Here is an 11,853-nt window from a genome sequence, read left to right as displayed (position 1 = left end):
ATCTACGGGCAGAAAATGACGGTCTGATTGAACAGGATCGCCTGCTCAAGACAAAGGCGGCCCAGCTGTATGCCAAGGTTGAATTTATCAAGGAAAATAACCAGATAGTGGGTTATGTCATTTCAGCGGTGAACGTTGTCTTTGCCGGACTGGAAGTATTTGGTGGGTTCGCTTTGGCAACTGCCGGCACGCCTATCGGCATCATGGCTGGGGTAATTCTCATCACCGACGGATTCAATACCATTTCACGCGAGTTCGATCACCAGATACGCAATAAACCTGAATCGGCAGGACTGCTCGCAAACGGCACCATGATGACCGCAGAATTTATGGGATTCAGTCGCGATAGCGGCCTGGGGGTCTTCAAAGCCGTATCTTTGACGGCAAACGCCTACAGCATATTTGGCCTGTTAAGAAGGCCAGGTACGTGGCGGTTGTTCCGCTATTTGCCGACTGATTTTTATCGCAAAGTCGATACGATGAGCAGACCTAAATTAACCATGAAAATAGTCGGTTACGGTCTTCAGGCGAAAGTCGTCTTTGATTTGTTAACTATCGAGCGTCAGGTTGATTAAGCTTCTGCCTTTTAAAACGCCATGACTTGTAAGCTAAATTGGCAGGTACGGTGAACCAGCCAATTGCCAGTACAAATAAGCCGGCGACGGCCCCTGAAAGCGCGCTATCGACAGAACCAAAAACCAGCACGATCAAGCATAGCGCCAGAACAGCGAATGTCACCCAGAGGTTAACCAAAAATCGGTTTGCCAGATGTGCAATAACCACATCTCGCGTAGCACCGTAATTGGCAATGTTATTCCTGAGTTTGTTTAAATCCTTTGCGGTAAAACCTGATTCCAACAACGCTTGTTCAGTTATCGCCACACGCTATTCCTCCAATAATCCCAAGCAGTATACCGCTATCGTGGCGAAAAAAAACCGGCCAGCAGGCCGGTGGGGGCGGCTGGCTTATTGCTCAGCATATCAACGTACGCTGATGCCATTGAGGAACAGATCTACCAGATGGCTGACGCGCGCGGCCAAAGCCTCATCCTGCTCGGCGGCCAGCGAACTTGCGGTTACCACAAACACCAGATCGTCGAACGTGACGTCAGGGCGGATAATGCCGGCTTGTTGTCCGCAGTGCAGCAGCCGCTGCCCTTCTTCGGTGGTCGCATCGCAACCGGGGGTGCCGCTTTGCAACACCGTGTCGAGCGAAAGCGCCAGACCGCGATACCGCGTGGTGTTGATCACCAGCCCTTCCAGATAGGCGCGCAGCGCGCTGACGGGATCATGTTCGGCATCTCTGGCACGGCTTGCCTCGGCTAACGTTAACAGCCGCGCATTATAGGTCGCGGCCAGCAGTTCCTCGCGCGTGGCAAAGCGTCGATACAGCGTACCAATCCCCACGCCGGCACGCCTGGCCACCTCCTCCAGCGAGGCTCCGGCGCCCCGTTCCAGAAACAGTGCGTCGGCCGCCGCCAGAATGCGTTCACGATTTTGTTGCGCGTCGACGCGCAATACGGGTTGTTTGCTCAAGCGTTTTCCTCATTGTTGCTTGCCAGATGAAAATTAACGGCTGGCAGCTTGCTAAGTGGAGGTTACCTCCATATTATAAGTGGAGCAACCATCCACTTAATCTGAGGGCGAGGCAATGACAAAGAGATTTGACCATAAAGTCGTGGTGATTACCGGCGGTAGCGACGGTATTGGCCTGGAAACGGCAAAGCGCTTTGCGGCAGAAGGGGCGCATGTCTACATCACCGCACGTCGGCAGGAACCACTGGAGCAGGCGATTAAGGATATTGGCAATGGTGCCGTCGGCGTGCAGGGAGACGTTGCCATTGCCGCAGATCTCGATCGACTGTATCAACGCATCCAGCAGGATCATGGCAGGATCGACGTGGTGTTCGCCAACGCGGGGATATCCGAAACCGCGGCGCTTGAGGCGATCGATGAAACCCACCTGGAGCGCCTCTTCGACGTCAACCTCAAGGGCACGGTGTTCACCGTACAAAAGGCGCTGCCGCTAATGACGGCCGGTGGCACGGTGATCCTGGCCGGTTCGGTCGCCGGCAGCAAGGGAATTGGCAACCTGTCGATATACAGCGCGACCAAGGCGGCGATCCGCTCTTTTGCCCGCACCTGGACCACCGACCTTAAAAGCCGCGGCATCCGTGTGAACACGGTTTCGCCGGGGATGATCCTCACGCCGTCGATGGAAAAATACCTGCAGCAGAATAGCGGCGCAGAGGAAGCTTTAAAGCAAATGACACCGTTCGGGCGTCTGGGTCAGACAGACGAGGTCGCCAAAGTGGTACTGTTCCTGGCCTCGGACGACAGCGGTTTTATTGCCGGTGAGGAGCTATTGGTGGATGGCGGCGTCCTGGCGGTCTAAGTACCGCAGGTTGTCGTGGCCGGTCATGTAGACCGGCCACGAACGGATTGCGCCGCTCAGCGTGCGTGGAAACATCCTGATAGACCACAGAAACCAGGATATTCCTCGCTTAGCGCGAATAACCGTAGGTGCCACACAGCGTCAGGGTATTTTCAAGATAGGATTTCTTCCACTCCGGGGCTTGTGCGCCGCTGAACACCGCTATCGACAATTGTTTTGCATCCTGACTGGCGGCGGTGACAATAAAGCTGGGTTTGGTTTTTTCGTCACAAAGATAATTACCAGATATCAATGGCGTCGCCTCTGCCCCTTCCACTTTATAAAGCGACAAGTTGTCTGCACTGTCAAAGTCGCCATCCCCCATCGCCCTGGTCTGATCAAGCCGTTTTACAAAGCTCAAGTGCAGCGGTTTTGCACCGGCCAACAGGATACTGGTGTTAGCCAGCAGGATATCACCGGTGATCGAGTACGCCGTTTTCGACTGCGCCTGCCAATAAACCGGGAACTCGTCCACCTTGCCATGCTTTAATTCATCAATCCGCAAGCTATAGAGATCCTGCAAACAGCGTTGCGGATTATCCGAGATCGGCTGTTTAAATAATCCCTGCCAGCTCTGCGGCGCAATGCAAATACCGGCGCGCGCTTGCAACCATTGCTTTTGCGATGCCTGTATCTTGGCGCGTGACGCCTGATCGGCAGCGTTGAGGGTCTGCGGGTAAGTATCGGCAAGCGTCTTGTCGAGTTGCGCCAGCGTCGGATTGGAACAAATCAGCCCCTCCACCTTATTGAGCTTTTTCTTACAGTCAAAGCTCGGATTGTCTGCCGAGCGTACCGTGAATGACAATAACGTCATGGCGGCAACGGCGATTAACAACAGGGGAGAGCGTGGGGTCAGTTTCATTTCTTCTCCTAGTGGCCTGATTATCTGTTTGATCAATCACGCCCGGTAACCAGAACCGATAACACAACGGTGTTAATAGCATAGTAATTGCCGCCCTTTTAACCAGCCTTGGCAACGAAAAACGCCGCTTATCGCCGTTATCCTGCAGGATCAAGCGATCAAACGGCGTTAATGCTATCACGCTTAATCTAGCACCGCCGAGACCACATAGACCGTAACCTCATCCATTGAGCATTCGGTATAGGTAGAGTGGCTTTTGGTGATCGCCTGAGCAATCGGCTTGCCAGCGGCATCTAAAAAAGTGAACAGGTATATTTGCAGGTAGTTTTCTTGATGAAAGAACGGATCCAGACCAACCATCTGCTCGCTCAACAGCACCTTGTTGACCCGGCGCGGGTTGTCCGAATCAATCTCATCGGCATGTTTTATCTGGCCGTTTTTCAACTTTACCTGTGCCATCGACGCAGGCCAGTGCCAACAGTCCGGGCCTTTGGCGTCGGCGATGGCAGGCATGACCGACAGGGAGAAAATCAGCAGCATTTTCTTTAGAGACGTTAACATCATAAGCAGGTACTCAAGGCCAGTCAGGGCTGGCCTCGCAATCATTAGAAGCGATAGCCTGCGCCAATAACCCAGGTGCCGATTTTGGCGTCATCCAACTTGGAATATTCGTAGGACGCATCAATAATCCAATTAGGCCAGGGATTAACCTGCAGACCGACCCCGTAAGCCACCGAGGTTTTGCTTTCATCACCCTCGGCTTCATAATAGCGCGAATAGGCGGAAGATTTTATTTTGCCGTGAGCCAATCCCAGCAAACCATAAACAGAAACATAGTCATTGAAGCGGTAACTTGGCCCGGCGGTCAGCGAGTAATAATCAAAATCTGAATCACCGACCTTATCACCACCATCATAATAATCATAAGACAGGTTGGTATAGGTAAACGAGCCAATTATTCCCCACAGGTCGTCAAACTCGTAGCGGTATTTCGCATTCACGCCCTTGGGATGATCGTCGACATCCTTTATTTTACTCTGCGCGTAACCGATAGATATCGAGCTCTCACCCGCGGCCAGCACCGTGGCAGGAAGGGATACGCCTGCCGCTATCATCATAAATACTAAATGTTTTATTTTCACTTTATTATCCTTTTCACTCCCCCCGTTGGGAATAATTAATTTTAATTCATTTTGTTTTTCACGCTGTATTTTAAGAATTTCCTCATTTATCAACTGGGGAACAGAGAAATTGATAATCCAGACGCAAAGCCATTGCCCATCGCCGGCAATCTGCGCCATCGACTATTTTAATATTAAAAATTTAACGTTTTGTTTTTATAATTATTAAAGCAATATCGTCGCGTAAATCAAGCCCGCCACCTGCACCGTCATTGATCCTTTATTGGGCCGATGGCAACGGCGGATGCGTCAATCTGAGTCATCCACCGCTCCCGTCGAGCTCACCAAAAAAGCCGATCATTAGCGCGGCTATCGGCAACCGACACCATAAGCTGCCAGCCAATGCGGCTTACCCCTGTTCACTGCTGAGGGAAAAGCGGAAACTGGCGCCACCGTGCGGCACGTCCAGCAATACAATGTTGCTGTCGTGCAGTTGCAGGATACGTTTCACGATCATCAACCCCAGTCCACCGGCATGGCGACGGGCGCTGTACAGCACCGAAGGTCGCTCGAACAGATCGGCTCGCAGCTCTTGCGGTATGCCTGGCCCACTGTCACTGACCTGTACCATCACCTGCTGCGCCTGCCGCCATAGGCGTACGGTAATCTCCCCTGAGTTCGGCGTATGGCGAAGCGCATTGTCCAGCAGGTTGGTCAACACCCGCTCGATCATTGCCAGATCGGCGTTAACCAACGGGATCCCCGGCTGAATGTCCGCCAACAGCCGTTGATCGCGCGCCTCCGCCGCCAGTTCGAACTTCTGGAAAATATCCTGCACCAGCTCGCCTAGCGAGAACGGCTCCTTTTGCGGTTTCACCACGCCATATTCCAGCCTGGCCAATTCGAACAGTTCCTGCGCCAACCGTCCGACCTTGCGGCTCTGCGCCAGCGCAGTATCCAGATAGCGCAAGCGTTCGGCCTCCGTCAGAGCGGCAGACTTGAGCGACAACGTTTCCAGGTAACCGTGCAACGAGGTGAGCGGCGTACGCAGATCGTGCGAGATATTGGCGATAAACTCGCGCCGCTGCCGATCCTGCTGTGACAATGCCTGCCACTGTTCGGTAATGCGCCGTGCCATACGGCTGAACGCCGACTGCAACTGGCTGACCTCATCTCTGCCGGGCGCCGCCAGCGGCAGTGCGGCATAGGCTTGTACCGCGCTGATGCCGCCGCTGTCCAGCACGCCAATCTGCCGGGTCAGTTGGCGGATCGGCCGCGTCACCCAGCGGAAGGCAAACCAGCCGGCCAGCAGGCAGAACAGCACCATCAGCCCCGAGGTCCAGAGCGCCATGCGCACGGCAGAATTGAGCTGGGCATCACCGGTCAGCGCCGCATAATCCTCACCCAGCAGAATGACGTACAGATACCCTTCAACGGCCCCATTGATTTTTAACGGCGCGGCGCTGAATACCTTGCGTTTATCCAGACTACGCGGGTCATCGCCATAAATCGGCATGTCGGCGCGGGACCAAAGCGCCTGCAATGGCGACAGATCGATCTTGCTGCGTTTGATACGCCCAGGCGGTGCGGCATCACCAATGATATTGCCTTGTTTATCCAGCAGATAAACCTCCACGCTCGGGTTTACCGCCATCAGTTGGCTAAACAGCTGCTCTACCGAGGAAGCATTCAGGCCATTCTTGTCCAGCAACGTATTGCTGTCGGCAATATGCTGTGCCAGATTGACGGACAGCCGCTGGATCACTGCCTGACTGTATTGGGTGCTGCTGCGAACCTGTATCCAGCCGAAGATCGCACAGCTGATCATCATCAACAGCGTAAAGGTCACGCTCAGGCGTTGGAAAAGCGTCAGGTTTTTCATGGTTTACTCTTGCGGCGCGGCCGCGAATTTATAGCCCATTCCCCACACGGTGAGGATACGCTCGGGTTCTGCCGGGTTGCGTTCCAACTTGATGCGCAGCCGATTGATATGGGTATTGACCGTATGCTCGTAGCCCTCATGTTGATAGCCCCATACCTGGTTCAACAGACTGAGTCGGGAAAATACCTTGCCGGGATGGCGGGCAAAGAAATACAGCAGATCGAACTCGCGCGGCGTCAGATCCAATGGCTGTTGATTGAGATGTACTTCACGCGAGATAGGATCGATGTCCAAACCATCAATACTCAAGATGCCCGCATCCAGACGCAGGTTGCGACTCATTGCCTCCTGACGGCGAAACAGCGCCTTGACCCGCGCCACCAGCTCGAGCATCGAGAACGGCTTGGCCAGATAGTCATCGGCCCCCAGTTCCAGACCGAGCACCCGGTGAACCTCGCTGGATCGCGCGCTGGTGATAATGATCGGCGTGTAACGCGTCATATTGCGTGCCCGGCGGCAAATCTCCAGGCCGTCGATGCCCGGCAGCATCAGATCGAGGATCAAGGCATCCCAACCGCCCTGCTCCAGCATCGCCATGCCCAGATTGCCATCGCCGGCGTGGCTGATATCAAAGCCTTCGTCACGCAGATGCAACTGCAACAGTTCGGCGATATTGCCATCGTCTTCGACGATCAAAATTCTTTTGGCCTTTTCCATCCTGTCTACCACCTAGCTCAATCCTGTTTAAAGTCTACACAACCGGCAGCCTTGGAGTTATCACATTTTATTTAACTTTGCGTGAGGTCTTGGGGAACAGATCGCAGGAATACTGTGCTTATCGAATCACCACCGCCAGGTAACAACATGAACATCACCGCGAGCAAGGATAAAACCGACGTTGTTCATCCGCTATGGCTGCGGCTGACCCACTGGTGCAACGCGCTGGCAATGCTGATCATGGTGACCAGCGGCTGGCGTATTTATAACGCGTCACCGCTGTTCGACTTCCGTTTTATCAACGAGCTGACGCTTGGCGGCTGGCTCGGCGGCGCACTGCAATGGCACTTTGCCGGCATGTGGCTGTTTGGCATCAATGGGCTGTTCTATCTGTTGATCAACCTGTTCAGCGGGCGTTTAAAACGGCGTTTCTGGCCGCTCAGCCCGCGACAACTGGGCAGCGATCTGCTGGCGGCGCTTCGCGGCAGGCTGCAACACGCCGACCCTCGCCATTACAACATGGTGCAGCGGGTCGCCTATCTGCTGGTGATGGCAGCCAGCCTGATGGCGGTGCTGTCCGGACTGGTGTTGTGGAAATCGGTGCAGTTCCCGCTGTTGCGCGAACTGCTGGGCGGTTACGAAACGGCGCGTTACCTGCATTTCTTCGCCATGGCCGCTCTGGTTGGCTTCGTCGCCATCCATCTGCTGATGGTGGCGCTGGTGCCACGCACGCTGCTGACCATGCTACGCGGACGTTAAGGAGACGAGAGATGCAACGGCAAAATAATCCCCTTGGCCCGAGCGACGGTCAGGCGTTGCTCAAAGAGGCGCAGCGTCTGTTGACGCAGCGGCTAGCCGGTTCATCGCGCCGCCGCTTTCTGCGCAACGGCCTGACGCTTGGCGGCATCGCCATGCTCACCGGCTGCGATATCAGCGCCAACAGCAACGTGGAACAGGCGTTGAGCCAGATATCGCGCTTTAACGATCGGGTGCAGGGCTGGCTGTTCAATGCCGACCATCTGGCACCGGTTTATGCCGAATCGATGATCACTCGCCCCTTCCCGTTCAACGCGTTTTACGCCGAACAAGAGGCCCCGGAGATCGACGGTAATGACTACCGACTGGAAGTGGCCGGTCTGGTGCAGAACAGACAACCGTGGACGCTGACGCAGCTGCACAGCATGGCGCATATCAGCCAGGTGACGCGTCATATCTGCGTCGAAGGCTGGAGCGCCATTGGCAAATGGGGCGGCGTACCGTTCGCCGCATTTTTGCAGGCGATTGGCGCCGACCTTGGCGCTCGCTATGTCAGCTTTACCTGCGCCGACGACTATTACACCAGCATCGACATGGCCACCGCACTGCATCCGCAGACTATTTTGGCGCTCAGCTATGACGGTAAAACCCTACCGCGCAAATACGGTTACCCAATGAAGCTGCGGATGCCGACCAAGCTCGGCTACAAAAACCCAAAGCATATTCAGGTGATTGAAATCACCAACCGCTTCCCGGGCGGCTACTGGGAAGATCAGGGTTACAACTGGTTTGGCGGCAGTTAACGCCGCCGCAAAGCTCCCCCGCACCAAGGTGCTTATTCACTGATAGAAGGAAATACCATGAAAAAATTATTCGCCGTGATGATGTGCAGCGCGCTGGCGCTGGGCGTAGTTAGTGCCAACGCCGCCGATAACATGGGCAAAGATGCGATGAAGAAAGATCAGATGGGCCAGATGTCGCATGATGGCATGGCCAAGGACGGCATGACCAAGGACGGCATGAAGAAAGAGGCGATGAAAAAAGACCATATGGGCAAAGATGCCATGAACAAGCAGCAAATGAAAAAAGATGAAATGAAAAAGGATGAAATGAAAAAAGACGCCATGAGCCAATAAGCTGCTGCCGATTATCCTTACTGTGTCTATCCTGAAGCCGCTCCCCTCCAGAGCGGCTTTTAATGCAAGCCCCCCGCCATGTGCATGACGCAGGGCTGCTTGAATGGCAGCTGACACGACGCCGACGAAAAACGTTGGCTCAGAGCGCAGCCGCCGGATTAGTGACCAAGGCACACCACTTTTGCAGTAATCAATAATCCGCCGCTCATCTGGTACTTACTGGCAGAGCCGACGCCACAAACAGACTGGCCCCGGCGACCGGCCTCGGCAGACCCTCCCCCCGAGGCGAGCAGCATTATCAATGATGCAAACGCATCAGCCCTTGGCGTAGATCGTTTTTCAAATCATCGATATCTTCCAAACCGATCTGAATACGCAGGGTCATCCCTTGCGGGTCCCAGGTTGTTGCCGTCCGGTATTCGGCGCAGTCGAAAGGAATGATCAGGCTTTCAAAGCCGCCCCAGGAAAAACCCATGGCGAAAACATGCATATTATCCAGCATCTGCTCAACGTTCTGCTGGTCAAAGCGTCGATCAAGCACAATGGAAAACAGCCCGGTGGAGCCGGTGAAATATTTCTTCCAGTTTTCGTGACCGGGGCACTCCTCAAAGGCCGGATGCAGGACTTTACTGACTTCTGGCTGGCGCTTTAACCAGCGAGCCATTTCGAGGCCACGGGATTGCGCCTCCTGGACCCGCAGATGCAGGGTGCGCAAACCGCGTAGCGCCAGAAAACAATCCTCCGCGCCGGGCAGCATTGCCATGGCATCGTAAGTTTCACGCAGTGCCGGCCAGTGGCTGGCAGTAGCCGAAACCAGCCCCATCAGCAGATCGGAATGACCGCCAAGGTATTTGGTGCCTGCCTCTACCGACAAATCAATGCCATGCGCATGAGCCTTGAAAAAAATTGGCGTCGCCCAGGTATTATCAATGATGGTGCTGATAGCGTATTTTTTTGCTACCGCGACGATGGCGCCAATATCTTGAATCTCAAAACTTTGCGAACCAGGGCACTCCAGCAGGATCGCCCGGGTATTGTTCTGCAGCAGACGCTCGATATCCCCGCCGATTAACGGGTCGTAGTAAGTCACCGAAACGCCATATTTAACCAGCAGGGTATTGCAAAACTTGCGCGTAGGACGATAAACGGAATCCGTCACCAGAATATGATCGCCGGCGCGGGTGACGGAAAAAAGCGCCAATGCCAATGCCCCAAGCCCGGAGGGCGAAATCACCGTGCCGGCAGCATCACACAGCGTAGACCAGGCATTTTCCAGGTTTTCAATGGTTGGCGTACCCGAGGTACCATAGGAAAAACGTGCTCTTTTATGCCTGATGTCGTCACAACTTTTATAAACCACCGTCGAGCCACGATATACCGGCGCGTTTACAAATCCGCTTTGTTGCTCGGGGTCTCGTCCCAACATCGATAACTGGGTGCTGAGCTTGAATTTTTGCAGTTCTGATTGGCTTTTCATTGGGTACCTTTACTCAAATAATTTAAAAAAAGGTGACAGGCAGAGCAGGATCCCGGTGCCGGAGATAAACAGCACGCGCCAGGAATAATATTGCATAAGCTGCGGTACTTTCAGCACCAGGTAGCAAGGAATAAGGCATGAGACAATGCCGTAAACCGGCGCGCCTATTTGTTGTAATAACAAAATGGGGAAATGCGTCAGCACCCAGGCCCATAACAGCAGCACGATAAAGACGGAAACCGCAATGCTGATGATTTTCTCATTCAGCATCTTCTCGTCGACAAATCGAGAAATAACATTGACCACGATACCTTTCATCGCTTCCTGGAAGCCGAGGAAAATGCCGAAAAAGGCGGTGACGATGGCAAAGACATTGAGCAACACCGACATCACCCTGACCAGCTCACCCGGTATCACTTTGGCGACAATCGCCATCGCCGAAATATTATTCTCTGCCGCTTCGACCGCCTGTTGGTGGCTCAGGGAAAAGGTGAATGAAAAGGCAAAGAACAGAACCGAACAGGCCAGTATGCCATAGGCGACCCGGCTGGCACGCAGCGCCCGGTAGGTTGCGACAACCGGATCTGCCTCGACTTTACGGAAAGCCACGTTCATCGGACTGAGGATTTGCACGAACAGAATGGAGAACAGCGTAAACGGCAGGGTTAAAACGGTACCAATCAGCAATTCCCCGATCGGCGGCAGGTGGCTGATATTGCGCATGTCCCAATGCGGTATCATCACCAGGCCAAGTACCACCACCACGCCCAGCTTGACCAGCACCATCGGGCCGGAAACTCTAAACAGCATTTTTTCACCCTGTGCGGCGACGCAAACCAGCAGGGATAACACCAACAGCCCGTACCAGCCATTATCCGACAGCGTGCCTACCGTCAGGCCAAAGGTTTGAAAATAAGAGGCGCTGTCAAAGGTGGCGGCCAGCGAATAGGTCAGCATACCTTTAAGCAGCATGATGAAATAGGCTACCCCAAGGAAAAACCCCCAGTTTTTACCCAAATAAAAGGTAATCACCCCCGAGCAGTCTTTACACTCAGGGCTTTGCGATAATGTTTTCAGATAAAGTGACTGCATCATATACAATGCGGGATAGGCTATCAGTACCGATAAGCTAAATACCCAAATACCTTTCAAACCAATCTGCACTGGCAGAAAGATAATCCCGCCGCCAATTGCCATGCCAATACACAGGATGACCCATCCGGCATCATAGGTAGTGAAGGGTATTTTATTGCCATTTATTATACTTTGTGTTTCCGAGGCGTTGTTCATAATATTACCATCAGGTTGGTTAAATAAAAACATCCACGCCGCCACCTAATCACAGCCTTTTGGCATTGACCAATAGAAAATGGGTAATCTGTGATCGGCTCTGTATTAAATCGGTCATTGATGAATTACAATCAATTCACCAGTGAATAAAAGAGCATACTAGTTTCAGCGGTACATA

The 11,853-nt window shown here is 53.6% G+C and carries 14 protein-coding genes; 5 read left to right on the top strand and 9 right to left on the bottom strand.

Annotation, left to right across the window (positions count from 1 at the left end):
• Positions 1 to 575: DUF4225 domain-containing protein (locus tag ACCC84_RS11865; protein WP_371901935.1), on the top strand; the 575-nt coding region annotated here is incomplete at its 5' end.
• Here ACCC84_RS11865 and ACCC84_RS11860 read toward each other — a convergent pair.
• Positions 553 to 882 carry a hypothetical protein gene (locus ACCC84_RS11860; protein ID WP_071586652.1) on the bottom strand — a complete coding sequence of 110 codons (330 nt, stop codon included), beginning with the start codon at positions 880 to 882 and terminating at the stop codon, positions 553 to 555. The genes ACCC84_RS11865 and ACCC84_RS11860 overlap by 23 nt on opposite strands.
• A 99-nt stretch (positions 883 to 981) precedes the next feature.
• The gene (locus tag ACCC84_RS11855; RefSeq protein ID WP_102991038.1) at positions 982 to 1,536 is read right to left on the bottom strand and encodes a TetR/AcrR family transcriptional regulator; all 555 of its coding nucleotides are present in this window, start codon (positions 1,534 to 1,536) and stop codon (positions 982 to 984) included.
• Positions 1,537 to 1,651: 115 nt separating this feature from the next.
• On the opposite strand from ACCC84_RS11855, the gene ACCC84_RS11850 reads away from it, so the two are divergent.
• A complete protein-coding gene (locus ACCC84_RS11850; RefSeq protein WP_004958491.1) occupies positions 1,652 to 2,395 on the top strand; it encodes an SDR family NAD(P)-dependent oxidoreductase in 744 nt (247 codons plus the stop codon).
• Positions 2,396 to 2,504: 109 nt separating this feature from the next.
• Here ACCC84_RS11850 and ACCC84_RS11845 read toward each other — a convergent pair whose 3' ends face one another.
• From ACCC84_RS11845 to ACCC84_RS11825, 5 genes are all read right to left on the bottom strand, one after another.
• Complete coding sequence (locus ACCC84_RS11845) at positions 2,505 to 3,296, bottom strand: lysozyme inhibitor LprI family protein (RefSeq protein ID WP_004958488.1); 792 nt, start codon at positions 3,294 to 3,296, stop codon at positions 2,505 to 2,507.
• A 183-nt stretch (positions 3,297 to 3,479) separates the two neighbouring features.
• Complete coding sequence (locus ACCC84_RS11840) at positions 3,480 to 3,860, bottom strand: hypothetical protein (protein ID WP_371901934.1); 381 nt, start codon at positions 3,858 to 3,860, stop codon at positions 3,480 to 3,482.
• 41 nt (positions 3,861 to 3,901) lie between these two features.
• Positions 3,902 to 4,414 (bottom strand): Ail/Lom family outer membrane beta-barrel protein, encoded by a 513-nt coding sequence (locus ACCC84_RS11835; protein WP_198773824.1) that lies wholly within the window; start codon positions 4,412 to 4,414, stop codon positions 3,902 to 3,904.
• Between the two features lie 412 nt (positions 4,415 to 4,826).
• Positions 4,827 to 6,299, bottom strand: coding sequence for a sensor histidine kinase (locus ACCC84_RS11830; RefSeq protein ID WP_371901933.1), 1,473 nt, complete (start codon positions 6,297 to 6,299; stop codon positions 4,827 to 4,829).
• Positions 6,300 to 6,302: 3 nt separating this feature from the next.
• Positions 6,303 to 7,016 carry a winged helix-turn-helix domain-containing protein gene (locus ACCC84_RS11825; RefSeq protein ID WP_004958478.1) on the bottom strand — a complete coding sequence of 238 codons (714 nt, stop codon included), beginning with the start codon at positions 7,014 to 7,016 and terminating at the stop codon, positions 6,303 to 6,305.
• 147 nt (positions 7,017 to 7,163) lie between these two features.
• On the opposite strand from ACCC84_RS11825, the gene ACCC84_RS11820 reads away from it, so the two are divergent.
• From ACCC84_RS11820 to ACCC84_RS11810, 3 genes are read left to right on the top strand one after another with little or no spacing between them, the layout of a single operon-like run.
• Positions 7,164 to 7,775: a cytochrome b/b6 domain-containing protein gene (locus ACCC84_RS11820; protein ID WP_004958475.1), complete on the top strand. Its 612-nt coding sequence runs from the start codon at positions 7,164 to 7,166 to the stop codon at positions 7,773 to 7,775.
• 11 nt (positions 7,776 to 7,786) lie between these two features.
• On the top strand, positions 7,787 to 8,575 hold the full coding sequence (locus ACCC84_RS11815) for a molybdopterin-dependent oxidoreductase (protein WP_004958472.1): 789 nt from the start codon (positions 7,787 to 7,789) through the stop codon (positions 8,573 to 8,575).
• A gap of 57 nt (positions 8,576 to 8,632) precedes the next feature.
• Positions 8,633 to 8,908, top strand: coding sequence for a pentapeptide MXKDX repeat protein (locus tag ACCC84_RS11810; protein WP_004958470.1), 276 nt, complete (start codon positions 8,633 to 8,635; stop codon positions 8,906 to 8,908).
• 298 nt (positions 8,909 to 9,206) lie between these two features.
• On the opposite strand, the gene metC is transcribed toward ACCC84_RS11810, so the two are convergent.
• Complete coding sequence (metC, locus tag ACCC84_RS11805; RefSeq protein WP_004958466.1) at positions 9,207 to 10,385, bottom strand: cystathionine beta-lyase; 1,179 nt, start codon at positions 10,383 to 10,385, stop codon at positions 9,207 to 9,209.
• Positions 10,386 to 10,394: 9 nt separating this feature from the next.
• A complete protein-coding gene (locus ACCC84_RS11800) occupies positions 10,395 to 11,675 on the bottom strand; it encodes an amino acid permease (protein WP_371901932.1) in 1,281 nt (426 codons plus the stop codon).
• Between the last annotated feature and the right edge of the window lie 178 nt (positions 11,676 to 11,853).

Origin of the sequence: Serratia odorifera (assembly GCF_041448735.1) — a bacterium.
GTDB classification, from domain to species: Bacteria; Pseudomonadota; Gammaproteobacteria; order Enterobacterales; family Enterobacteriaceae; genus Serratia_F; species Serratia_F odorifera.
The sequence above is the reverse complement of the archived record's forward strand: the minus strand, read 5'-3'. Positions and strand labels throughout refer to the sequence as shown.

Bases quoted from the DNA above. Each gene is read 5' to 3' on its own strand.
- ACCC84_RS11850 (WP_004958491.1), top strand. From the start codon at position 1,652: ATGACAAAGAGATTTGACCATAAAGTCGTGGTGATTACCGGCGGTAGC.
- ACCC84_RS11845 (WP_004958488.1), bottom strand. From the start codon at position 3,296: ATGAAACTGACCCCACGCTCTCCCCTGTTGTTAATCGCCGTTGCCGCC.
- ACCC84_RS11840 (WP_371901934.1), bottom strand. From the start codon at position 3,860: ATGATGTTAACGTCTCTAAAGAAAATGCTGCTGATTTTCTCCCTGTCG.
- ACCC84_RS11835 (WP_198773824.1), bottom strand. From the start codon at position 4,414: ATGATGATAGCGGCAGGCGTATCCCTTCCTGCCACGGTGCTGGCCGCG.
- ACCC84_RS11830 (WP_371901933.1), bottom strand. From the start codon at position 6,299: ATGAAAAACCTGACGCTTTTCCAACGCCTGAGCGTGACCTTTACGCTG.
- ACCC84_RS11825 (WP_004958478.1), bottom strand. From the start codon at position 7,016: ATGGAAAAGGCCAAAAGAATTTTGATCGTCGAAGACGATGGCAATATC.
- ACCC84_RS11820 (WP_004958475.1), top strand. From the start codon at position 7,164: ATGAACATCACCGCGAGCAAGGATAAAACCGACGTTGTTCATCCGCTA.
- ACCC84_RS11815 (WP_004958472.1), top strand. From the start codon at position 7,787: ATGCAACGGCAAAATAATCCCCTTGGCCCGAGCGACGGTCAGGCGTTG.
- ACCC84_RS11810 (WP_004958470.1), top strand. From the start codon at position 8,633: ATGAAAAAATTATTCGCCGTGATGATGTGCAGCGCGCTGGCGCTGGGC.
- metC (WP_004958466.1), bottom strand. From the start codon at position 10,385: ATGAAAAGCCAATCAGAACTGCAAAAATTCAAGCTCAGCACCCAGTTA.
- ACCC84_RS11800 (WP_371901932.1), bottom strand. From the start codon at position 11,675: ATGAACAACGCCTCGGAAACACAAAGTATAATAAATGGCAATAAAATA.